Below are 21,721 nucleotides of genomic sequence, written 5' to 3' on the forward strand. Positions count from 1 at the left end.
AACTGGGATTTTGTGACGGCCAATTACCGGCGTCGCGACAATCAAATCCGGTTCGCCCGGGCAAAATTACCGTGCTCTTAAGCGAGCCTATTCACGAAAGGTGAAGTCATGAACAAGTTCAAATCCATAATCAGCGGAGTCGCGCTGTCTGTTGCCATTGCAAGTTCGGCCATGGCCGCAGGTGTTGAAATCAACGCAAGCTCAACCGGCTTGGCAATGCAGGGCTATGACCCGGTTGCCTATTTTACCGTTGGTGAAGCCACCAAAGGCGACTACCGCATTTCCACCCTGCACAACGACGCGCTGTACCGTTTCGCGTCGGAAGAAAACAAAGCCGCCTTTGAAGCCAACCCTGAGGCATACCTGCCCGCTTACGGTGGCTACTGCGCATTTGGCACCGCAATGGGCTTCAAATTCGATGGTGACCCGAACTACTGGAAAATCGTCGACAACAAGCTGTACCTGAACCTGTCTCAGGACATTCAGGAGCGTTGGGAAGGCGACATTCCGGGCTTTGTTGAGCAAGCCAGCGCAAACTGGGAAGACATCGCCGACAAAGACCCGGCTGAACTGCAGCAATAATTCGCTGACAAGACCTTTGTATATCGGCGGCGGATCGTATCTGCCGCCGATCGTCGTTTGAAGGCGTCGTGCCGCGACCTATTTATAAGCTCAGACAAGTGCCCAGATAAAATGGGCCCTCGCCGCGGACACCGGCTAGCCACCAGTATGGTTCGGAATAGACAAAGCATCACTGATCCGGCTTTTGGGCTGGTTTGTAGCGCCAGGCATAAGGCTGCTAGCCGATTACCGGTCAGCGGATCTCGAGCGAAAGGAAACAGAAGATGACGGGTAAACTTGCACTTTTCACCTCTGTCGTGACGCTAGCGGCGGGTTCAGCGATGGCACAATCCTCGGGCAGCTGGACCGGCTTTTACGGCGGTGCACAGATCGGCTATGCTGATATCGATACCAACATCTCAGGCGTAGACGGGGATGGCGCCATTGGCGGTATCATCCTGGGATATGACTATGATCTGGGCGACTGGGTTTTTGGCGGTGGCTTTGACTATGACTGGAGCGACATCGACCTGGGTAGCGCCGCCACGGTCGAGAAGGTCTGGCGCATCAAAGCACGCGCTGGCTACAAGGTGAACCCACAGGGTCTGTTGTATGGTACCGCTGGTTATGCCGACGCAGACACAAACAATCTAGGCAGCGACAATGGCTGGTTTATTGGTGCTGGCTATGAACAGATCGTCGCCCCCAACATCAGCGTAGGCGGCGAACTTTTGTATCATGAGTTTGATGATTTCAATTCATCGGGCGTCGATGTTGATGCCACGACGCTCCAGTTGCGTGTCGCTTACCGGTTCTAAGCAGATACAACAGGCCCGGTAGTCATTACCGGGCCTCTCCTTTTAGGGCACCAAGATTGTACTGCCAGTGGTCTGACGTGCTTCCAATGCGCGATGTGCATCGGCAACCTGATCCAGCGGAAACTCCTGATCGACGTGGATCTTAGCCTCGCGCCCATCCACTTTGCCAAACAGACGCCGCGCCATTGCCTGACAAGTAGCGTGATCCGAGATATGGGTGAACAGGGTTGGGCGGGTGATCTTCAAAGATCCCCGCTGCGCCAACATTCCCAGATCGACAGGTGGCACTGGCCCCGACGCGTTTCCGAATGAAATCATCATGCCCAAGGGTTTCAGGCAATCCAGCGATCCCTCAAACGTGTCCGCGCCGATGGAGTCCATCACCACATCGACCCCTTTGCCGCCGGTGATCTCAGCGACACGTTCGACAAAGTTCTCGGTTCGGTAGTTGATGCAATGCGACGCGCCGTTGAACTGCGCCAGGCTGCATTTTTCATCCGTTCCCGCTGTTCCGATCAGTTTGATGCCTTCGGATTTGGCCCATTGGCAGGCGATCAGACCAACCCCGCCTGCAGCGGCGTGAAACAAAACGGTGTCCCCGCGCCGCAAAGGCGTTGTGCGGTGAAACAGGTATTCGACCGTCATGCCCTTCAGCATCATCGCCGCTGCGGTGCGGAATGAGATACTCTCGGGCAGCGGACATACCTGTGCGGCAGGCATCACGCGCGCTTCGCAATAAGCCCCGGACGGGCCAGCGGCATAGGCCGCGCGTTGGCCATTGGAAAGGTGCGTGACACCTTCGCCCACAGCCTCAATCACACCGGCTGCCTCCATCCCTAATGCGTGAGGCAATTCAAGCGGATAGAGACCGGTGCGCTGATAAACATCAATGAAATTCAATCCGCAGGCATGGTGGCGAATGCGTACTTCTCCCGGCCCCGGATCCCCAAGCGGACGATCCTCAATCCGCAGGGCCTCCGGCCCGCCGTGTTCGTGAATGACGACAGTGCGCGCTGTTTGCTGCATGATACCCTCCGTTGCCTGTTGAAACAAAGCTAACATGCCTGTTCGACAGGGCAATCTTTGTTATCCCTCAAGCATGTTCGGGCAAGATTTTGCAATATGTGCTATAATGCGGGTGGACGTTGTAAATGGGCAGACGTTGCCGGCTGATCCGGTCACACGAATTTGCCGTACCGGATGCATCCCGCGGCGCACCCACGCCAGAGAAGGGGATGAACATGGACAAGACAATCGGTAACCCAATTACCTGGGTCGCCCGTAATCTGCGGGCGACCAGCGATCATGTGTCGGAATCAGTATCCGAAATCGGCAGCGCGGATGTCCGCACCCTGCCAACAGTGCACACGCTGACCCTGCAGGATCTGCGCGAATGCCTGAAAGCCGGATATAACGATTTTCTCGAAACTCGAGCCGATGCGATCTTTATCGTTCTGATCTACCCGATCGCAGGCCTTCTGATGTTCGGTATTGGGCTCAACAAAGACATGGTGCCTTTGCTGGCCCCGCTCGTCATGGGCTTTGCCCTGATCGGGCCTGTCGCCGCCGTTGGGCTTTATGAGATCAGTCGCAAGCGGGAACAGGGCGGAGACGTACATTGGCTGGATGCGTTTGGCGTGTTCCGCTCGCCTTCCTTCGGCGCGATATTGGCACTGGGCTTTTATCTGGTCATGCTGTTGTTGATCTGGCTGATGGTAGCGCAAGGAATCTACGCGCAGACACTTGGGCCAGAGCCCCCAGCCTCGGCAACAGCCTTTATCACCGAGGTATTCACCACTGGAGCTGGCTGGAGCATGATCATCATCGGCACCGCCATCGGCTTCCTGTTCGCACTGGTCGCGTTGGCGCTGAGCGTGGTCAGCTTTCCATTATTGCTTGATCGCAAAGTGGGCGTTCCAGTGGCCGTGGTGACCTCGGTTCGGGTCTTGCGTCAAAACCCGGGCGTGATCCTGACTTGGGGTGCGATCGTGGCGACGCTTCTGATATTGGGCGCCATACCGATTCTGCTGGGCTTGATCGTAGTGATGCCCATTCTGGGTCACGCCACTTGGCATCTGTATCGCCGGGCGGTCGCCTGACCGCGCGGCGTCAGCTTAGCCGGAGACTTTAAGAACGATCTTGCCGATGTGGCCCGATCCTTCCATCCGCGCATGCGCGGCGGCGGCATCAGCCAGATCGAATTCGGAATCCATCACAGGCGCTACCTTCCCGGCCTCAAGCAAAGGCCAGACGGCTTCACGCAAGTCTTGCGCAATGCGCGCCTTCGCCAGATCGCTTTGCGGACGCAGAGTGCTGCCGGTCAGGGTCAGACGCTTCACCATCATCAGCGCAAAGTTCAGTTCGACCACCGGACCTTGCAGGAATGCGATTTGAACCAAACGACCATCTTCGGCCAGCGCTTTGACGTTGCGCGGGATGTAATCGCCGCCGACCATGTCGAGGATCAGGTTCGCCCCGCCTTCGGCGCGCATCGCAGCCACGAAGTCTTCGTCGCGATAATTGATCGCCTTCTCAGCCCCCAATTCGACACAAGCCGCACATTTCTCAGCCGATCCGGCCGTGGCAAAAACCCGAGCGCCAAATGCATTGGCCAACTGAATCGCGGTCGTGCCAATCCCGCTTGAACCACCATGGACCAGAAAACGTTCCCCCGCTTTCAGGCCACCCCGCGTAAATACATTGGACCAGACGGTAAAGAAGGTCTCGGGCAGGCAGGCGGCCTCTTTCATTCCCATGCCTGCAGGTATAGGCAAGCAATGCGCGGCGGGTGTGGCGACATATTTGGCATAGCCGCCGCCGGGCAACAAGGCGCAAACCTGATCGCCCACGGCCAGACCTTCGACACCTGAACCGATGGCGACGACCTCGCCCGAGGCTTCCAGCCCTGGCAGATCGCTCGCGCCGGGAGGTGGATCATACGCCCCCGCCCGTTGCAGCGCATCAGGACGGTTCACCCCGGCATAGGCTACTTTCAGAACCACCTGACCCTCCGCCGGTTCCGGTATCGGGCGTTCGGTCAATTGCAGAACGTCCGGGCCACCCGCTTCGGTAATCTCAACAGCGCGCATCGTCTGGGTCATGGGCATATCTCCTTTGCCTCTTGCCTAGCAGTCAGTAGCGCAGAGGCCCAGCAACAAGTGGAAACGTTGCGACTATTTCCCAGATGACAGCGAACCGGGCAAGTTGTCTGACATCTTCACCGGAGCCTTCACCTGACCCGCAAGCCAGTTGGGCACAGCCAGAAACGGCTTCAGCAGCGGATTGTCATTCACCTGCGCCTTGAGCTTTTCGAACTGCATCACGCCCTCGATCCGGCGATCGAGGAATTCCCATGTCGCCTGATAATCCGGACTGTCATCGCCCAGCCAATACAACAGTGTTGAAGAATAGACTCCCGACAAAGTGGCACGTTTGGTGTACCAGTTCACGTCATCCGAAGTATCGCCAAGCGCTGTCCAGATCTGGTCACAGGTGCCCCAGACCGCCTTGGCCCCATCTGCGGCATAGATTGGCAACGCGAACAGAGTCACACCCCGGCGCACGGCCTCTTTGTCTTCGACTGCCTGTAAACGAAAGCGGACAGCGGCGGCGATCTTGTCACGAAACTTCAGCCCGCTTAGATCCTCAGTATTGATACGATCCAGCATTGCCGCATCACCGCGCGCATGGAAGGCCAGTGCCAGATCGACAGCGCCGCGCGGGCAGATGGCGCGGGCCAGTCCGGCATCCAGACCGCAATCGGAAATCGCTGCGCGAAAGCTTGTTTCCGACCAACCGTCAAATGGCACATGGTCGAGAATCGCGTTCAGAAGTTGTTCTTTGGTATCTTCATAGGTAGCGGTCATTTCGGCTCTCCGAGGCTGCGGGTCCAGTACTAGACAAGTTAGGCGCGCTTTGCTATACGGCCACCTCCTGCAATTTCCTTGCAACTCTATCTAGAAAGGTGGTGACAACCACATGCAGGTTAGTGTTCGCGACAATAACGTCGATCAGGCGCTTCGTGCCCTGAAGAAAAAGCTGCAGCGCGAAGGCGTGTTCCGTGAAATGAAGCTGAAGCAACATTTCGAGAAACCGTCCGAGAAAAAAGCGCGCGAGAAAGCTGAAGCGATCCGCCGTGCCCGTAAACTGGCACGTAAGAAAGCACAGCGCGAAGGTTTGCTCTAAGAGCCTACCGCGACTCGTCCAGCTTTGGATGACACTATTTGACGACCCCCGAGGCCCCGCCCGGGGGTTTGTCGTTTTTTAGGGCGGATATTCTCGCCCATTCCCGGCTTTACCCTCGCGGCAACCTGCCGATTTTGATGCGATCGCCTAAGTCGGCATTTTACAGCGCAGCGAATCGCCGCTCGGTTGCATTCTGCCGCCGAAAATCGCCCAACACCGTACCTACCCTGTTCAGCGTTCTTTGATCGTCTGTAAGTGAGGCCGTCCACTCAGACATAACCAAAAACGGAGGCACTGATGTCGACAGCAAGTACGGTTGAGCGCGAAATGCTGGCGCTGATCAACCAAGAGCGCACATCCCGCGGTCTTGATCCCCTGGAACTTGAACGCAACCTGAATGAATCATCCGAGGACCACAGCACCTGGATGCTGGACACCGACCGGTTCAGCCACACCGGGCAGGGCGGCTCATCTGCAACTCAACGGATGCAAGCCGCAGGATTTGACCTGTCCGGCAGCTGGCGCACCGGAGAAAACATCGCCTGGCAATCCGAGCGCGGCGCACCAGGCATCAGCGATGATGTCGCGCAACTGCACCAGAACCTGATGAACAGCCCCGGCCACCGAGCCAACATTCTGAACCCCGAATTTAAGTATATCGGCATCGGGATCGAAGAAGGCGACATGCAGGGGTTCGATGCAGTCATGGTGACGCAGAACTTTGCTGCGACACAAGGCGAGGTCGACCTTGATAACGGCGGCATCACCCCACCCGTGACCCCTCCGGTTGAAGAGGTTGCGGAACCGGAAGAGGAGGTTACCACTCCGACCGAACCTGAAGTGCCGGATACCGACGTCACCGAGACTGACGAACCGGTTGACGAAACACCGGTTGCGGAAGTTCCGGAAACCGAGGAACCGGCTGAGGAGACCCCGGACGAGGACGTTACTGAAACCGAAGAACCAACGGACGAAACTCCGGACACCGATGTGACAGAGACCGAGGGACCTGCGGACGAAACGCCGGACACTGACGTCACTGAGACCGACGACCCAGTCGAGGAGACACCGGAAACTGATGTCACCGAAACTGAAGAGCCGGAAACGCCTGATACCGATGTGACTGAAGTTGAAGACCCGGAACCTGAAGTGCCGGATACCGACGTCACCGAGGTCGAAGAGCCAGAATTACCTGAGGTTGTCGTTGACAATGGTGCACCGGGCGCGGACTGCTTTGACGTTCAGGCCTTCCTTGCCGGGATCGAAGCGTTTGTTAACGCACTGCAGGCCCATTTTGACCAGTTCGATTGGTCTCAGGTGCAGCAGGCCGATACGACCCCGGAAATGGATGATTTCGATCTTGTGTTCGACACCGACGTCGCTAACGACATGATTGAAACCGTTGAAACCACAGTCGAAGACATGAATGACGATATGTGCGGCATGTTTGTTTTCGAAATGAACTGCGGATTTGATTGGGGCTAATCAAACCGTTCAGGTGCGGGGGATCACTCTCCCGCACCACATGCCTGCCAAATCAGTAAATCTTTGGCACGTGCAGCTCATCCGGCAGAATACGCCGTTCGTATTCGGGATTATAGCGCCGATCCGGCAAATTGACCTTTTCTTGCGGCACATCCTCGTAGGGGATCTTGGTTAGCAGATGCTCGATACAATTGAGCCGTTCGCGCTTTTTGTCATTGCCTTCAACGATATACCATGGCGCCTCAGAAATGTTGGTGCGAAAGAACATATCCTCTTTGGCCTTGGTGTATGCCTCCCACCGGATGCGAGACTCCAGATCCATGGGTGACAGTTTCCACTGCTTCATCGGATCGTGAATGCGCATCAGGAATCGCAATTGCTGTTCTTCGTCTGTGATCGAGAACCAGTACTTAAGCAGAATAATCCCCGACCGCACCAGCATCCGCTCGAATTCGGGAACGTCCTGAAAAAACTGTTCAACCTGATCTTCGTTGGCAAACCCCATCACGCGTTCCACACCCGCTCGGTTGTACCAGGACCGATCGAAGAACACGATCTCACCCGCCGCAGGCAAATGGGGCACATAGCGCTGAAAATACCACTGGCTTTGTTCCCGTCTGCTAGGCGCAGGCAAGGCGACCACGCGCGCGACCCGCGGGTTCAAGCGCTGTGTTATGCGTTTGATCACCCCACCCTTGCCAGCACTGTCGCGGCCTTCGAACAGGATGCAAACCTTGGCCCCGGTGTGAACCACCCAATCCTGTACCCTGATAAGTTCAGCCTGCAGACGCAAAAGGTTACGAAAATAGACCTTGCGATCCAGCATATCAGGATGCTGATCCTTGTAGATCTTACGCACCTCGACCGAAAGCATTGGTTCGCTGAATTCGATCTCGAAATCTTCATCCAGCGAATCTTCCAGTTCGGCTTCCAGCCAATCTTTAGGGGTGCTGTCATGTTCGTAAACCAAAGTCTGCTCCTTATCGTCTTCGGGTTCGGACCATACAGGGCCAGTGTAACCATCGGATGTCAGCGCGCATTGCCAATGTTTCACTTATGGTCGGAACTATAGATTTTGAACCGGTCTGAAGGCAGATACAAGCGGTCAGGATGAAACGCGGCCATCGGGTGCGGAAGAGTTCAAACTGGCAGGGCCGTGGTTTTGAAAACAGTGCGCAAAGCAAAAGAGCTTTGCATCTGCGCCACGCCGGGCAAGCGAGACAGGTACTGCCGATGTATGCGCGCGAAATCTTCGGTATTTTCAGCAACCACCTTCAGAATATAATCCGCTGTTCCGGCCATCAGATGACATTCTAGTACATCGGGAATTCGGGCTACTGCCTTTTCGAAGGATTCAAGCACCTCTTCCGCTTGTCCCTGCAAAGTAATCTCGACAAACACAGTTGTTGGCACATTCATTTTACGTGCATCCAGCAATGCAACGTAATCTTTGATATAACCTTCTGCCTCAAGCCGTTGAACACGGCGGTGGCACGCCGATGGTGACAGGTTGGCCTGTTCGGATAGCTCTGAATTAGACATCCGGCCTTTGCGCTGAAGGGCTGCCAGAATCTTTCGATCGGTCGCATCTATCATCATCGGCGCACATCCATTGCGTAGTATTTAACTATCTTCGGATAATTTCCTACAATTCTACCATTTGGCAAGCAGGGTTTCACAAAAATTGCACAGCATAATGCCCATAATTTAGGCAGTTTATGAATGGAGTCTCACATGAAAATCGGCTGCCCCAAGGAAATCAAACCCCAGGAGTTCCGCGTCGGGATGACCCCGAACGCGGCTGGCGAGGCTGTGGCCCGTGGTCACGAAGTCATCATTGAAACAGGTGCCGGGATGGGCTCGGGCTTTGACAATGATGCCTACGTCGCGGCAGGAGCTCGCATCGTCGACACTGCAGAAGAGGTGTTCGCCACCGCCGACATGATCGTCAAGGTCAAGGAACCTCAGGCGGTCGAGCGTAAAATGCTGCGCGAAGGTCAGTTGCTGTTCACCTATCTGCACCTGGCACCCGACCCAGACCAGACCCATGACCTGCTGGCATCCGGTTGTACCGCGATTGCGTATGAAACTGTCACCGACGCGAACGGCGGCCTGCCTCTGCTGGCCCCGATGTCGGAAGTTGCCGGTCGTTTGGCACCACAAGTCGGGTCCTGGACTTTGCAGAAGGCCAACGGTGGCCGCGGCGTTCTGATGGGCGGCGTTCCGGGTGTTGGCCCTGCCAAAGTGATCGTCATTGGTGGCGGTGTGGTTGGTACCCACGCTGCCAAGATCGCAGCGGGCATGGGCGCAGATGTCACCGTGCTGGACCGCTCGTTGCCGCGTCTTCGGTATCTGGACGATGTATTCGGCGGAAGGTTCAAGAACCAATATTCGACAGCTGGCGCCACCGCTGAACTGATCCAGGATGCCGATCTGGTCATCGGTGCGGTTCTGATCCCGGGTGCAGCAGCTCCGAAGCTGATCTCGCGCGCACAACTGTCGACCATGAAGCCCGGCGCGGCTCTGGTAGACGTTGCGATCGATCAGGGCGGCTGCTTTGAGACATCGAAAGCCACCACCCACGCCGATCCGGTTTACGAAGTTGACGGCATCATGCACTATTGCGTCGCCAACATGCCCGGCGCGGTTGCCCGGACTTCTACTATCGCACTGGGTAACGCGACCATGCCGTTCATGCTTTCGCTGGCAAGCAAGGGCTGGAAGCAGGCCTGTAAGGACGACGCACACCTGCTGGCAGGTCTGAACGTCCACGCCGGCAAGCTGACTTACGAAGCGGTAGGTACCGCCCTCAACATCGACTCGGTCGATCCGGCAACTCTGCTGAACTAAGAGTACTCCCGCCTCTGAAAGCGTCCTTTTCCAAAGGACGCTTTACAGACTTGGGCCTGGCGCCGCGCCAAAAGCGCGGCGCTGTTGTTTTCTTGACCAACGGTCGCGCAAAAAAGGCACCGCACTTTGGCGCGGTGCCCGGCCCAACCGGAGGAGGGCAATTCAATGCCCGAGCGACGGGCGGGAGGCTTACGCCTCTTTGTGAATCTCCACTGAATGCGGATACGGGATGGATACGCCCTTGGCGTCAAACGCTTCTTTGATCGCTTTGGTAAGTTCGAACTTCACATCCCAATAGTCAGCCGCCGCACACCACAGGCGCGCTGTCAGATCAACTGAGCTGTCTCCAAGGTTTGTCACGCGCACCCAAGGCTCAGGATCAGCCATGATACGACTGTCGGCCTTGGCCACATCCAGAATGATGTTCATCGCCTCATCCGCGCTGTCGCCATAGTCGATGCCGAACACCAGATCGACTCGGCGCGTGTCATGGGCGGAGTAGTTTGTGATCACCGAACCCCAAGCCTGACCGTTTGGCACGATGATCTGTACGTTATCAGGCGTCACCAGCTCAGTCGTGAACAGGTTCAGGTCTTTCACCGTACCTGCAGTGCCACCAATATCGACATACTGGCCCAACTTATAAGGCCGGAACACGACCAGCATCACGCCTGCGGCTAAATCACTGAGTGTTCCCTGCAGCGCCAAACCGATGGCCAAGGATGCGGCACCCAGAATGGCCACGATGCTGGTCGCCTCGATACCGAAGATGCCCAGCACGGCAACAAAGACTATCGCCAGCAGCACCCATTTCACCAAGCTCGCAACAAAATTCCCCAAAGTCGGGTCGATATGCGGTGTCGCGTTGATCCGCCGCCGCACCAGACCACTTATGGCTCCGGCGACGATCCAACCCAATACCAGAACGATCAGCGCTTTGATCGCGCTCATGATCAGCGGACCAAATGCGCCCACCTGTGTTACGACGTCTTCCACGTGCTTCTCCTTTGCACCAACAGCAAACCCGCGCTGTTGGCGCGGGATCACTGAAAGTTTGGGACATATTTACGCTCAGGTCTAGGTGCAGGATTTCCGAGTTTTCCCCCTGCTGTTCCCCAGCAAACAGCCACTGTCCGGTCCTGCACACTCAAACACCTGACAATCTGCGCTCATGCCACCACATTGAGACCTATAACTCGCAGGAGCATATCATGCTGGACACCACCTCATTCCCGATCATGGCCAAATGGCCACCGCAATTTCCTGATCGCATCCAACTTTATTCCTTTGCAACGCCCAACGGGGTCAAAGCGTCGATCATGCTGGAGGAAACCGGACTGCCCTACGAGGCACATCTGGTTACGCTGGCAGATGCGGATGTCAAAAGTCCCGAATTTCTGTCGCTAAATCCCAATAACAAGATCCCGGCTCTCATTGATCCGAACGGGCCCGATGGGGTCCCGATGGGGCTTTTCGAAAGCGGAGCGATCCTGCTGTATCTGGGCGAGAAAAGCGGCATGCTGCTGGGGCAGAGCAAGGCGGACAAACATTTAGTCACCCAATGGCTGATGTTCCAGATGGGCGGCGTTGGGCCGATGTTCGGTCAGTTGGGGTATTTCCACAAGTTCGCTGGCAGCGAGATCGAAGACCCCCGTCCCCGCGAACGCTATGTGAACGAGGGCAAACGCTTGTTGAACGTCCTGGAAACACAGCTGAACGGCCAGGATTGGATCGCCGGAGACTATTCGATCGCGGACATAGCCATCGCGCCCTGGCTACGTGGTCTCGACTATTATGGCGTCAAAGAGGTCCTCGGTTGGGACAACTACAGCAATGTAGTGGCCTATCTCGACCGTTTTCTGGAAAGGCCTGCAGTTCAGAAGGGCCTGACCATCCCGCCCCGAGATTAACTTGAACCACAGGGCGGCGGCACCAAAGTGCCGCACGCCCTTAGGCCCTTCAGCCTGGCAATCGGCCTGTCTCCACGTAACGCAAAATCTCGACAACCTGCGCGGGCTCTTCCGCCACCGCCAGCGCGGCCGCGTCCACCTCTTTCAAAGCGTGTTGATGATCGGGTCCGTGTAACACGATGATCGATTTGCCCAAGGCCGCCGCATAACCGGCATCAAAGGCTGCATTCCACTGCTTGTATTTGTCCCCGAAGCGTACAACGACCACATCAGCGTCTGAAATCCCCTTGCGGGTTCGGATCGCGTTCACCATCGCACCCTTGTGGTCATGCCAATACTTATTTGGCTCTGCCCCCAAAATCGCGACGCCACAATCATCCGACGCATCATGATCTGTCACTGGGCTACTAAACTCTATGTCCAGCCCCTCGGCACCTGCGATAATCTGTTCCCGCCAATCCGTGTGAATCTCACCCGAAAGATAAACTTTTAACATGACCTATTCCTCCCACAAAAAAGGGGCGCGCCCGCCCCTTCGTGATATCATATATGTCCCACCCTGGGTGGAAACATCCTCAGCCGCGCAGCACGCCACCAGTCGCTTTCGCCACTTTCTCAACGATCTTTGCACTGACCGCTTCGATGTCCTTTTCCTTGAGGGTCGAGTCAGATGGCTGCAGCCGTACGGTAATGGCCAGAGATTTCTTCCCTTCACCAAGGCTACCCCCGATGAATTCGTCAAATACCCGAACGCCTTCAATCAGTGCCTTGTCAGCCCCTGCAGCTGCATTAACCAGCGTTAACGCCTCGATATTGGCATCAACGACAAACGCAAAATCACGCTCAACCGCCTGCAGGTCACGCAGTTCCAAGGCGGAACGGGTTGCTCCGGATTTACGCGGCATCGGAACCTGATCCGGCCAAATGGTGAACGCCATTGCCGGACCCTTGATGTCCATGGCCTGCAAGACGCGAGGGTGCAACTCACCAAAGACACCCAGAACCTTTTTCGGGCCAAGGCAAATCTTGCCGTGACGACCCGGGTGCCACCAGGCATCGCCACCACGCAGAATTTGTACCTTAGCTGGCGCGCCAATTGCGGCCAGCACCGCCTCGGCGTCAGCCTTCGCATCAAACAGGTCAACCGGGCGGGACGCACCGTGCACATCCTTGGGGCCGCTGCGCCCAACCAACAGGCCGGTGATTTGCGTCTGCTGATCCCCCGGCTCGCCATCGTGGAACACCGGACCGACCTCGAACAGAGCAAGATCTGCGTAACCCCGCGCCTGATTACGCGCCGCCGCCTGCAGCAGACCAGGCAGCAGATCAGGGCGCATATGGCTCATCTCGGACGAGATTGGGTTTTCCAGCATGGTTGCCGCGTCGCCACCGCCAAACAGCGCAGCCGAGGCCTGATCTATGAAGGTGTAGGATACACATTCATTATACCCCAGCGCGGCACAGGTCCGGCGCGCCATCGACTGGCGGCGCTGCGTCGGCGTCATGACCGGTTTGGGGATACCTGCCGTGGTGCGTGGCAGAGGAATACCCTGCAGCTTGGTCAGCGAAGCAATCCGCGCAACCTCTTCCACCAGATCAGCTTCCCCCATGATGTCTGGTCGCCAGCTGGGCACGTGCGCCATCTCTCCATCCAGACGGAAGCCCAAACGGGTCAGCGTCTGCCGCTGCTCGCTTTCCGGGATTTCCATCCCGACCAGAGACTGCACTCGCGCCGCATCCAGCTTGTAGGCCCGCGCGTGGTTCGGCGCATTGCCCGCCTCAACCACGTTCGAGGCTTCACCGCCGCAGATATCTAGGATCATCTGCGTCGCGTGCTCCAACCCTTCGCGGGTGTATTCCGGGTCGACCCCACGTTCGAAGCGATAGCGCGCATCCGAATTGATTTTCAGCGCACGGCCCGTCAGGGCGATCTGCACATGGTCCCAGAACGCGCTTTCAAGGAAGACGTTCACCGTCTCCTCGGTGCAGCCGGTTTCCTCACCGCCCATGATACCGGCGATTGATTCCGGGCCTTTGTCGTCCGAAATCACCATCATGCCAGGCTGAAGTGTGTATTCCTTCTCATCCAGTGCCACCAGCTTCTCGCCGCCTTTGGCACGGTGAACGCACAGGTTGCCCTGCACTTTGTCGGCGTCGAACACGTGCAGCGGGCGGTTGTGATCGAAGGTCATATAGTTGGTGATATCCACCAGAGCCGAGATCGGGCGCAGACCAATCGCCTTCAGCTGATCCTGCAGCCATTGCGGGCTAGGACCGTTCTTAACACCCTTGATAAGCCGACCGGTGAAATGCGGTGCGCCGTCCAGCGTATCCTCGTCGATCGACACCTTGATCGGGCTTTCGAAATCACCTGGCACCGGCACATAGTCGCGCACCTTCAGCGTGCCCAAACCACGAGCAGCCAGATCGCGCGCAATCCCCTCAACACCCAGCGCATCCGGGCGGTTTGGCGTGATCGCAATCTCGATCATCGGGTCAACCTTCGACGGCTCGTTCTCGGCCAGCCAGTCGATAAACTTGTCACCGACCTCGCCCGAAGGCAGCTCGATAATTCCGTCATGCTCGTCCGACAGCTCCAACTCGCGTTCGGACGCCATCATGCCAAAGCTTTCGACACCTCGAATCTTGCCAACGCTGATGGTGATATCCAGACCGGGGATATACATGCCCGGCTTACACACGACGACAGTGATGCCTTCGCGCGCGTTGGGTGCGCCACAGATGATCTGCAGGTCGCCCTCGTCGGTCTCAACCGTACAAACTCGAAGCTTGTCGGCGTCGGGGTGTTTCTCGGCATGTTTCACATGGCCCAACGTAAAGCCTGCCAGCCGGTCCGCCGGATTGACGATATCTTCGACCTCAAGTCCGAGGTCGGTCAGCGCCTCGGCAATCTCATCCACCGAAGCGTCAGTATCGAGGTGGTCTTTCAGCCAGGAAAGAGTGAATTTCATCGGTCGTCATCCGCCAGTAAATCTCGGGTCAGACCGCATGTAGCGGATATTGTACACAGGGGAAAGAGGCCGTTGGCCTAGTCTTCGGCAACCGTGTTCGAAACAGCGTCCGACCCGGCAAAAACAGCCAGAATACGCGCGATCCCGCTACCCGTATTCACCCCGGCATGGGTCGAGCGGAAGGCTTCGACAAAGGCATCCCCGGTTCTGTAGACACGCGTACCAGCGTCGCCATAGTCAACGGTGATCTCACCCTCAAGAACATAGGCCGCCAACGGTGCATCATGACGGTGGTCGCCTGTCTGCTGTCCCGGTTGCATGGTGACGATCGCCATAGTGATTTCAGCCTGCCCTGTCGGATATTCCAGTGGCTCGCCGATGATCGAGGTATCGGTCTGCAACAGCAATTCAACCGGCGGGTATGTATCCTTTGCCTGGGCATTAGTGGCGGCAAGGATCAGTGCACCCAGCAGAAGCGGTTTCACGAGTCGTCTCCTATGATTGTGCTCTGGCAAGTGATCGCGCTGCGGCAGCGAAGTCAACGGTTATGGATAAGTTGGCGTTCGGCCCAAAAGCTCGTCCAACTGCCAGCCGATCCAGCCGTGAGGAATGAAATGCCCGCCCGGATGCGTATCCAGCGTGACCTGCCCCTGCGCGCAATCGGTCCACTCTATCCGGCTGAGCGTCAGAAACGGCTTCACGCTCCAATCCCCGCGCGGAGTGGCGCCGTTGCAGTCGAACTTGGCCTTCCACAGCGCCACCGGATAGGTCGTATCCCCGTCTGGCCCAAGCGGGAAATCCATCACGGTGTCATCAAGCCCATGCACATGGCGCACCTCGCGTGGGGCTTCCGGGCAGTCCTCGGTCTGGCGAATTGATCCCGCAACGGCCAGCAGTGCCGCGATGTCATTGCCCGACTGGCAGACAAAGCGCCATGCCATCGCGCCGCCATAGGAATAGCCCGAGACATAGATGTGCTGAGGATCAATGGGATAGTGCTTGGCAACATCCTCTAACACCCGATCGGCGAATGGCACGTCTGCGGTGTCAGCGGTCCAGAAGTTCCAGCTTTTGCCCAACCCGTTCGGAGCCACCAACAGCACATCGCGCAGCTTGGTCGCCCCGGCGATGCGTTCATGGTTCACCACCACATCGCCCTGCCGCGCCCAGCCATGGAAATGCAACAGCACCGGCAGAAGCGTTTCGCCATCCCAACCATCAGGTTCCAGCACATGGTATGAGCGGTCGCCGATCTCACAGGCGTTATCGCCGTGGCAGTCAGATTTCCACGGCCCCATCGCAAAGGCCGGAGTCGCGGTCAGTAGAAGAAAAAGCAGTCGATAGATCATAGGCCGGAGCCTAGCGACGTCTGCCGCACTGTCACATAACATATTGGTGTAGGGTGGGGTTTCACCCCACTAACCGCCACACGGTGGGGTGAAACCCCACCCTACACTGGATCAATTCACAAAGCCGCGCGATCGCCAGACCGCGGGGTGGCGATCAAGGGGTTGTGGTGGGCACTTTATGCCAGCCAAATCCGCGAAACACTCAAACGGAGCGCTAACGGAGACAAATCGCCAGTCCGTGCGGGCGGTCTGGCGGTAGCGCGGCGGCCTATCGGCCTTTGCTCCGCACTTACTTCTTGAATCGATCAATGAGTTTCTTGGTTTTCCACAACTGAGATTGTTGATCGCGCGCGCTTTCATCTCTTTTTTTCCAGACGCGATGATGCGCAATCATGAACAGGCCCGAGAATGGCGCGGATATGAGTAAAGCTAAGCCAGCAACCAAACCCGGAAGTAAGCTAACAATTCCAACAAATACCCAATACCACGCGAAGAGTATCGCAAGTCCAACCCACCGACGGTGACGGCTGGAAAACGAATAGGACCAGTCATAATACTTAGCGAGATATATGCTGAACAGGTACAAGTCTTACCACCAATTCCAAAAACTGGAATTCCGTTTTTTGGATTAGGTCTAAGGTTTTGTCTCTTTGCAGCCTATCTCGCACTTGAAAAGCACCGGGCCGCAAAAATTCGAGCCCAGCAACGAGTAGTCCCGGCAGAAACAAAATTGCTGAGACTACAAAAGCAATCAAGACTGCTGTCGATGAACTTTCCCACACCCAAGATAAAAGTGTTGGTGGAATAAACACCGCGAAAAACAAACATATGAACCAAAGAAGCGGCTGTTTGGAAACCCTAAGCTTCCACCAATCACGATATAACGTCAGCCAGTCGTCCAATGATCTCTCTACCGCGACAAACCACCATGCAAGTTCGGCATATCCAATGCCGCAAACCCATAATGACGCAGCCACCGCAAATCTGAATCAAAGAACGCCCGCAGGTCGGGAATGCCGTATTTCAGCATCGCCAGACGGTCGATGCCGATGCCAAAGGCAAAGCCCTGATAGACCTCAGGATCAATTCCACCGGCGGCGATTACTTTGGGGTGGACCATGCCGGAGCCCAGAATCTCCATCCAGTCGTCGCCCTCGCCGATCTTCAGCTGGCCGTTGTCCCAGGAACAGCGGATGTCGACCTCGGCTGATGGCTCGGTGAATGGGAAGTGCGAGGCGCGGAAGCGCAGTTCGACGTCATCGACCTCAAAGAACGCCTTCACGAACTCTTCCAGAACCCATTTCAGGTTCGCCATCGAGATGTCCTTGTCGATGGCCAGCCCTTCGACCTGATGGAACATCGGCGTGTGGGTCTGGTCATAGTCGGCGCGGTAGACGCCGCCCGGACAGATGACGCGGATCGGTGCGCCCTGCAGCTCCATCGAGCGGATCTGGACCGGTGAGGTATGCGTGCGCAGCACATGCGGCGGGCGGTTATCGCCCTCGGCACGGTGCATGTAGAACGTGTCCATCTCGGCCCGTGCAGGGTGGTGGCCGGGGATGTTCAGGGCGTCAAAGTTGTGCCAGTCGGTCTCGATCCGCGGCCCTTCGGCCACCGAGAAACCCAGTTCGGCAAAGATCGCGGTCAATTCCTCGGTCGCCTGGCTGACCGGGTGGATCGAACCCTGACGGCGCGCGCGAGTCGGCAGGGTGACGTCCAGCCATTCGGTGCGCAGACGCTCATCCAGCGCGGCATCGGCAAGCGCCGCCTTCTTGGCGGAAAGCGCCGAGTTGATCTCATCCTTCAGGGCGTTCAGCGCGGGGCCTGCGACCTGACGCTCTTCGGGGGTCATCTTGCCGAGCTCGCGCATTTTCAGCGCGACCTCGCCTTTTTTGCCCACGGCAGCGACACGGATCGCCTCAAGTGCGTTTTCATCGCCTGCTTCGGCGATTTGGCCCAGATATTTTGCCTTAAGATCGTCCATGACGCCCTCTGAATTTGGTCGCCAACCTGCTATCGGCCCCGCCCCGCGAATGCAAGCGGGACGGTAGGGATCAATAGCTGTATTCGGGATAAATCCGGGTCAGGTCGCCATTCCAGTCGCCATTGTAGTGATCCAGCAACTCATCCGCCGGAACCTTACCGGTATCGATGCTGTCCTTGAGCGCGTTCAGGAAATGCGTCTCGTCCTGAACCAGACCACCCGCACCGGGGCGCGCGCGGGAGGCCAGACCAGCCTCGGCGATCGAGACCACTTCGCGCGCCAGATCATGCATATTGATGTTGCCAACCTGCGCCTGCAGACCATCCTTGGCAGCCTCAACCCGTAGTGCTTCGCGCGTCTCGGCATCCCAGCCTTTGACCAGATCCCAAGCGGCATCCAGCGCGGTTTGATCATAGGTCAGACCGACCCAGAAGGCCGGCAGCGCACACAGGCGGCGCCATGGGCCACCATCGGCGCCACGCATCTCCATGAATTTCTTAATCCGCGCCTCGGGGAAGGCCGTAGTCAGGTGATCGGCCCAATCGGACAGAGTCGGCGTCTCACCGGGCAGTGCAGGCAGTTTGCCCTGCAGGAAGTCGCGGAAGGACATGCCCAGAGCGTTGATATATTGCCCGTCGCGATAGACGAAATACATCGGTACATCGAGCGCATATTGCACATAGCGTTCGAACCCGAAGCCCTCTTCGAACACAAAGTGCAGCATGCCCGTCCGCGCATCATCGAGGTGCCGCCAGATATAGCTGCGCCAGCTTTTCTGGCCGTTCACCTTGCCCTCAAAAAACGGAGAGTTCGCGAACAGCGCAGTGGCTACCGGCTGCAATGCCAGCGCGACACGCAGTTTCTGCACCATGTCTGCCTCGGACCCAAAGTCGATATTGACCTGAACCGTGCAAGTGCGCCGCATCATCGCGCGGCCCATGGTGCCGACTTTTTCCATGTAATCGTTCATCAGCCGGTAACGGCCCTTGGGCATCAACGGCATCTCGTCATGAGTCCAGATCGGGGCGGCACCCAAACCGATAAATCCTACGCCGATCTCATCAGCTATATCCTTCACCTCACGCAGGTGGATATTCACCTCATCGCAGGTCTCATGGATCGTCTCAAGCGGGGCACCCGACAACTCCAACGCGCCACCCGGCTCCAAGCTGACGTTCGCACCATCCTTCTCAAGCCCTATCAGATGCCCGGCTTCGCGCACCTCGGCCCAACCATGACGGTCGCGCAGGCCTTCCAGCACAGCCACGATGGACCGTTTGCCTTCAAACGGCAGCGGTTTCAGCGTGTCTTTACAATATCCGAACTTCTCATGCTCGGTGCCAATACGCCAATCATCCTTGGGCTTGCAGCCCGATTCCAGATATTCGGCCAGTTGCTCATGGCGTTCGATCGGTCCGCCGCCGGACTGGGGGATGGACATGTTACCCGTGCTCCGATCCTGATTTGTCTGTCTTGAAGGTCAGTCCTGAGCGCAAACCGCGCCAGTGTCAATGCAGCCTGAGATGAGCCGGGCGCGAGGGCGTGCGTTCCCAAATCACGACAGGATGCGCTGATCCACCGTTGAGTTCCGACAGCATTTGTTCAGTTTTCAACCCTGGCAGGTTCGAAAACACATCAAACAGAGCCTCAGCCCCTTCGGCGTTCACCGGAATGTGAAGAGTCGGTTGCCCCGGCTGATCCAGAACCCAAAGAGCTGGGCGTGCGGTTGGGTCCAGCGCAAGTCGTTCGATTTCGCGCGCAGCAACGATCCCGCCATCTAAAGGGCCAAGATAGGTGATCTGGCCTTCATCGATGGTCACAACTCCCGGACCACCTGCACCGGTGCGAAAGCGCGCACGCTGTAATCCGATTACGGCCAGAGCAATCGAAACGACCACCAGAATCCAACCCAACCAGCCCAGCAATCCACCGGGTCCGTTGATCCAGCTCAGGCCCAGCAGCAGGACAAATCCAGCAACCAGCACTTCGCGCCAGCGCCACATGGCCAGTTTGGCTTCTGGTCGGATGAAACTCATGCTGTGTCCTCCGGGTTTGTGAACAAGATCAGCGAGAAATAGCCCGCTGGTTGGAACCCAATAGCCATATAAGCACGCGCGGCGGAATCGGAAGCGGCAAACAGAACTGAACGTGAAACCCCTGCGCTCCGTGCCTCGGTCAGATGCAAGGCAACAGCGAAACGCGCATAACCTCGGCCACGCAATTCAGGGGGTGTGTAGACCCCTCCGATCTGTACGATCTCGGGCAGGCGCGCATTGAAGCCTGTCATGGCGACGGGCCGATCGTTGATCAGAAGAACCCGGTGGGAATCGCGCGTGCAATAAGCTTCGAAATCTTCGCCTGCCTGTGTTTTTGCCCTGTCGGGAACAAAATCCATGGCCTCGATCAGATAGTCGCGCCGCCAGTTCTCGGTGATTGCCCTGTCGACTTCATCCAGAGGAACCAGACGGGCGCCTGAAACGTCTGGCATGCGAAGCTGATCCAGCTCCAGCGAAAACCCCGGCTCATCACTGTTAAGCGTCGCGGGTCGGTCTTCCCAGCCGCCAAGTTTCATGAGCCGCCGCGCCTGCGTGGCTTCCGAGGCTATGCCAAACAGAGCGTGCCTTCGGATCAGGCTTATGGCCTCAGCAAGCTCATCATCCGAACAGTTCGGGCATTGTGACAGGATCATACCTTCGTTTGTGATGGCAAAGACAGCGCGAAACGGATCGCCAAGCACCCACGCTTTCAACGACCGGGGATGCGCTTTACGCAGACCGAAATCTCGTAGATTAGCCAAGGGAAACATGGATGTCTGGATGTGCTGGGATAGAAATGCGTCAATATCCGTCAGGTCCGTTTCCTGTGCCGGCCGCCACATCAAGACCAATCCCCCAGTGCCTGCTGCCACATGGTCATCGCAGCAACAGCGGCCGTATCGGCACGCAGGATACGGGGGCCGAGACTGACCACATGAGCATAGGGCAACGCCTTCAGCCGCTTGCGTTCTTGGTCGGAAAAACCACCCTCTGGGCCAATGAGGATGGCCCATGGCTGACCTGGTTCGCTTTCGGCCAATCGCAGGGCCGAGCCAACCTCGGCCTCGTCACAGAACATCAACTGACGATCTTCAGGCCATGCATTAAGCACGCGATCCAGTCGCTGCATTTCAGTGACCTCTGGCACGAAGGTCCCGCCACATTGTTCCGCTGCTTCCACCGCATGCGCTTGCAGCCGATCCTGCCGAATTCGCTCGGAATTGGTGAACCCTGTCTGCACCGGCATAATCCGCGCAGCGCCCATTTCAGCTGCTTTTTCAACGATAAAATCGGTCCGCGCCTTTTTAATCGGCGCAAAGAGTAGCCACAGATCGGGCGGCAGTTGCAGCGGCTTCGTTTGCTCTGCACAGGACAGTAGGCCGCCACGTTTGCTCGCCTCGGCGACATCGGCCAGCCACTCTCCATCCTGCCCGTTGAACAAGGCAACCTGCCCGCCAACCGACAAGCGCATGACACCGAACAGGTAATGGGCCTGTTCGCGCGTCAAAGGAACCGATTGCCCCGGACCTAAAGGGTGCTCTACATACAGTCTGATCTTCGCAGTCATGAGA

22 protein-coding genes are annotated in these 21,721 nt (G+C 57.3%); 7 read left to right on the top strand and 15 right to left on the bottom strand.

Annotated elements, in window-relative coordinates; genetic code table 11:
- Positions 1–108: 108 nt before the first annotated feature.
- Both ACRZ91_RS10990 and ACRZ91_RS10995 read left to right on the top strand, forming a co-directional pair.
- The gene (locus tag ACRZ91_RS10990) at positions 109–582 is read left to right on the top strand and encodes a YHS domain-containing (seleno)protein (RefSeq protein ID WP_010443607.1); all 474 of its coding nucleotides are present in this window, start codon (positions 109–111) and stop codon (positions 580–582) included.
- 263 nt (positions 583–845) lie between these two features.
- Entirely contained in the window at positions 846–1,379 is a 534-nt protein-coding gene (locus ACRZ91_RS10995; RefSeq protein WP_480905221.1) for an outer membrane protein, read from the top strand.
- Between the two features lie 42 nt (positions 1,380–1,421).
- On the opposite strand, the gene ACRZ91_RS11000 is transcribed toward ACRZ91_RS10995, so the two are convergent.
- Complete coding sequence (locus ACRZ91_RS11000; protein ID WP_480905224.1) at positions 1,422–2,405, bottom strand: quinone oxidoreductase family protein; 984 nt, start codon at positions 2,403–2,405, stop codon at positions 1,422–1,424.
- Positions 2,406–2,620: 215 nt separating this feature from the next.
- On the opposite strand from ACRZ91_RS11000, the gene ACRZ91_RS11005 reads away from it, so the two are divergent.
- Positions 2,621–3,478, top strand: coding sequence for a DUF2189 domain-containing protein (locus ACRZ91_RS11005; RefSeq protein ID WP_029622266.1), 858 nt, complete (start codon positions 2,621–2,623; stop codon positions 3,476–3,478).
- A 15-nt stretch (positions 3,479–3,493) separates the two neighbouring features.
- On the opposite strand, the gene ACRZ91_RS11010 is transcribed toward ACRZ91_RS11005, so the two are convergent.
- Complete coding sequence (locus ACRZ91_RS11010) at positions 3,494–4,480, bottom strand: NAD(P)H-quinone oxidoreductase (RefSeq protein ID WP_480905227.1); 987 nt, start codon at positions 4,478–4,480, stop codon at positions 3,494–3,496.
- A 72-nt stretch (positions 4,481–4,552) separates the two neighbouring features.
- Positions 4,553–5,245, bottom strand: a complete 693-nt coding sequence (locus ACRZ91_RS11015) for a COQ9 family protein (RefSeq protein WP_170772056.1) — start codon at positions 5,243–5,245, stop codon at positions 4,553–4,555.
- Positions 5,246–5,357: 112 nt separating this feature from the next.
- Between ACRZ91_RS11015 and rpsU the strand changes: the two genes are divergently transcribed.
- Both rpsU and ACRZ91_RS11025 read left to right on the top strand, forming a co-directional pair.
- Positions 5,358–5,564, top strand: a complete 207-nt coding sequence (rpsU, locus tag ACRZ91_RS11020; RefSeq protein ID WP_005614280.1) for a 30S ribosomal protein S21 — start codon at positions 5,358–5,360, stop codon at positions 5,562–5,564.
- 297 nt (positions 5,565–5,861) lie between these two features.
- Positions 5,862–7,049 (top strand): CAP domain-containing protein, encoded by a 1,188-nt coding sequence (locus tag ACRZ91_RS11025; RefSeq protein ID WP_480905231.1) that lies wholly within the window; start codon positions 5,862–5,864, stop codon positions 7,047–7,049.
- 52 nt (positions 7,050–7,101) lie between these two features.
- On the opposite strand, the gene ppk2 is transcribed toward ACRZ91_RS11025, so the two are convergent.
- Complete coding sequence (gene ppk2, locus ACRZ91_RS11030) at positions 7,102–8,019, bottom strand: polyphosphate kinase 2 (RefSeq protein WP_029622264.1); 918 nt, start codon at positions 8,017–8,019, stop codon at positions 7,102–7,104.
- Between the two features lie 170 nt (positions 8,020–8,189).
- Positions 8,190–8,648 (bottom strand): Lrp/AsnC family transcriptional regulator, encoded by a 459-nt coding sequence (locus tag ACRZ91_RS11035; protein ID WP_010443599.1) that lies wholly within the window; start codon positions 8,646–8,648, stop codon positions 8,190–8,192.
- Between the two features lie 135 nt (positions 8,649–8,783).
- Here ACRZ91_RS11035 and ald point away from each other — a divergent pair, with 135 nt between their 5' ends.
- On the top strand, positions 8,784–9,899 hold the full coding sequence (gene ald / locus ACRZ91_RS11040; RefSeq protein ID WP_480905234.1) for an alanine dehydrogenase: 1,116 nt from the start codon (positions 8,784–8,786) through the stop codon (positions 9,897–9,899).
- Positions 9,900–10,088: 189 nt separating this feature from the next.
- On the opposite strand, the gene ACRZ91_RS11045 is transcribed toward ald, so the two are convergent.
- A complete protein-coding gene (locus tag ACRZ91_RS11045) occupies positions 10,089–10,895 on the bottom strand; it encodes a mechanosensitive ion channel domain-containing protein (RefSeq protein WP_170589946.1) in 807 nt (268 codons plus the stop codon).
- 215 nt (positions 10,896–11,110) lie between these two features.
- Between ACRZ91_RS11045 and ACRZ91_RS11050 the strand changes: the two genes are divergently transcribed.
- Entirely contained in the window at positions 11,111–11,809 is a 699-nt protein-coding gene (locus ACRZ91_RS11050) for a glutathione S-transferase family protein (protein WP_480617816.1), read from the top strand.
- Positions 11,810–11,858: 49 nt separating this feature from the next.
- Here ACRZ91_RS11050 and ACRZ91_RS11055 read toward each other — a convergent pair whose 3' ends face one another.
- The 9 genes from ACRZ91_RS11055 to ACRZ91_RS11095 form a co-directional block, all read right to left on the bottom strand.
- A complete protein-coding gene (locus tag ACRZ91_RS11055; RefSeq protein WP_170781289.1) occupies positions 11,859–12,305 on the bottom strand; it encodes a YtoQ family protein in 447 nt (148 codons plus the stop codon).
- Positions 12,306–12,384: 79 nt separating this feature from the next.
- Positions 12,385–14,781 carry a phenylalanine--tRNA ligase subunit beta gene (gene pheT, locus ACRZ91_RS11060; RefSeq protein ID WP_480905238.1) on the bottom strand — a complete coding sequence of 799 codons (2,397 nt, stop codon included), beginning with the start codon at positions 14,779–14,781 and terminating at the stop codon, positions 12,385–12,387.
- Between the two features lie 77 nt (positions 14,782–14,858).
- The gene (locus tag ACRZ91_RS11065) at positions 14,859–15,266 is read right to left on the bottom strand and encodes a cupin domain-containing protein (protein ID WP_170544789.1); all 408 of its coding nucleotides are present in this window, start codon (positions 15,264–15,266) and stop codon (positions 14,859–14,861) included.
- A 60-nt stretch (positions 15,267–15,326) separates the two neighbouring features.
- A complete protein-coding gene (locus ACRZ91_RS11070; protein ID WP_480905241.1) occupies positions 15,327–16,130 on the bottom strand; it encodes a CE1 family esterase in 804 nt (267 codons plus the stop codon).
- Between the two features lie 910 nt (positions 16,131–17,040).
- Positions 17,041–18,114 carry a phenylalanine--tRNA ligase subunit alpha gene (gene pheS, locus ACRZ91_RS11075; protein WP_010443591.1) on the bottom strand — a complete coding sequence of 358 codons (1,074 nt, stop codon included), beginning with the start codon at positions 18,112–18,114 and terminating at the stop codon, positions 17,041–17,043.
- A 70-nt stretch (positions 18,115–18,184) separates the two neighbouring features.
- Complete coding sequence (locus ACRZ91_RS11080) at positions 18,185–19,555, bottom strand: glutamate--cysteine ligase (protein ID WP_480905244.1); 1,371 nt, start codon at positions 19,553–19,555, stop codon at positions 18,185–18,187.
- Positions 19,556–19,622: 67 nt separating this feature from the next.
- Positions 19,623–20,150, bottom strand: coding sequence for a hypothetical protein (locus tag ACRZ91_RS11085; protein ID WP_010443589.1), 528 nt, complete (start codon positions 20,148–20,150; stop codon positions 19,623–19,625).
- Positions 20,147–20,992 (bottom strand): GNAT family N-acetyltransferase, encoded by an 846-nt coding sequence (locus tag ACRZ91_RS11090; protein ID WP_480905247.1) that lies wholly within the window; start codon positions 20,990–20,992, stop codon positions 20,147–20,149. The genes ACRZ91_RS11085 and ACRZ91_RS11090 overlap by 4 nt, the downstream gene beginning before the upstream one ends.
- On the bottom strand, positions 20,992–21,717 hold the full coding sequence (locus ACRZ91_RS11095; RefSeq protein WP_480905250.1) for a 16S rRNA (uracil(1498)-N(3))-methyltransferase: 726 nt from the start codon (positions 21,715–21,717) through the stop codon (positions 20,992–20,994). Before ACRZ91_RS11095 ends, ACRZ91_RS11090 begins: the two co-directional genes overlap by 1 nt.
- Positions 21,718–21,721 lie beyond the last annotated feature (4 nt).

The sequence above is a fragment of the Ruegeria sp. O11 genome (assembly GCF_056535285.1).

Bases quoted from the DNA above. Each gene is read 5' to 3' on its own strand.
- ACRZ91_RS10990 (WP_010443607.1), top strand. From the start codon at position 109: ATGAACAAGTTCAAATCCATAATCAGCGGAGTCGCGCTGTCTGTTGCC.
- ACRZ91_RS10995 (WP_480905221.1), top strand. From the start codon at position 846: ATGACGGGTAAACTTGCACTTTTCACCTCTGTCGTGACGCTAGCGGCG.
- ACRZ91_RS11000 (WP_480905224.1), bottom strand. From the start codon at position 2,405: ATGCAGCAAACAGCGCGCACTGTCGTCATTCACGAACACGGCGGGCCG.
- ACRZ91_RS11005 (WP_029622266.1), top strand. From the start codon at position 2,621: ATGGACAAGACAATCGGTAACCCAATTACCTGGGTCGCCCGTAATCTG.
- ACRZ91_RS11010 (WP_480905227.1), bottom strand. From the start codon at position 4,480: ATGACCCAGACGATGCGCGCTGTTGAGATTACCGAAGCGGGTGGCCCG.
- ACRZ91_RS11015 (WP_170772056.1), bottom strand. From the start codon at position 5,245: ATGACCGCTACCTATGAAGATACCAAAGAACAACTTCTGAACGCGATT.
- rpsU (WP_005614280.1), top strand. From the start codon at position 5,358: ATGCAGGTTAGTGTTCGCGACAATAACGTCGATCAGGCGCTTCGTGCC.
- ACRZ91_RS11025 (WP_480905231.1), top strand. From the start codon at position 5,862: ATGTCGACAGCAAGTACGGTTGAGCGCGAAATGCTGGCGCTGATCAAC.
- ACRZ91_RS11035 (WP_010443599.1), bottom strand. From the start codon at position 8,648: ATGATGATAGATGCGACCGATCGAAAGATTCTGGCAGCCCTTCAGCGC.
- ald (WP_480905234.1), top strand. From the start codon at position 8,784: ATGAAAATCGGCTGCCCCAAGGAAATCAAACCCCAGGAGTTCCGCGTC.
- ACRZ91_RS11050 (WP_480617816.1), top strand. From the start codon at position 11,111: ATGCTGGACACCACCTCATTCCCGATCATGGCCAAATGGCCACCGCAA.
- ACRZ91_RS11055 (WP_170781289.1), bottom strand. From the start codon at position 12,305: ATGTTAAAAGTTTATCTTTCGGGTGAGATTCACACGGATTGGCGGGAA.
- pheT (WP_480905238.1), bottom strand. From the start codon at position 14,781: ATGAAATTCACTCTTTCCTGGCTGAAAGACCACCTCGATACTGACGCT.
- ACRZ91_RS11070 (WP_480905241.1), bottom strand. From the start codon at position 16,130: ATGATCTATCGACTGCTTTTTCTTCTACTGACCGCGACTCCGGCCTTT.
- pheS (WP_010443591.1), bottom strand. From the start codon at position 18,114: ATGGACGATCTTAAGGCAAAATATCTGGGCCAAATCGCCGAAGCAGGC.
- ACRZ91_RS11080 (WP_480905244.1), bottom strand. From the start codon at position 19,555: ATGTCCATCCCCCAGTCCGGCGGCGGACCGATCGAACGCCATGAGCAA.
- ACRZ91_RS11085 (WP_010443589.1), bottom strand. From the start codon at position 20,150: ATGAGTTTCATCCGACCAGAAGCCAAACTGGCCATGTGGCGCTGGCGC.
- ACRZ91_RS11090 (WP_480905247.1), bottom strand. From the start codon at position 20,992: ATGTGGCGGCCGGCACAGGAAACGGACCTGACGGATATTGACGCATTT.
- ACRZ91_RS11095 (WP_480905250.1), bottom strand. From the start codon at position 21,717: ATGACTGCGAAGATCAGACTGTATGTAGAGCACCCTTTAGGTCCGGGG.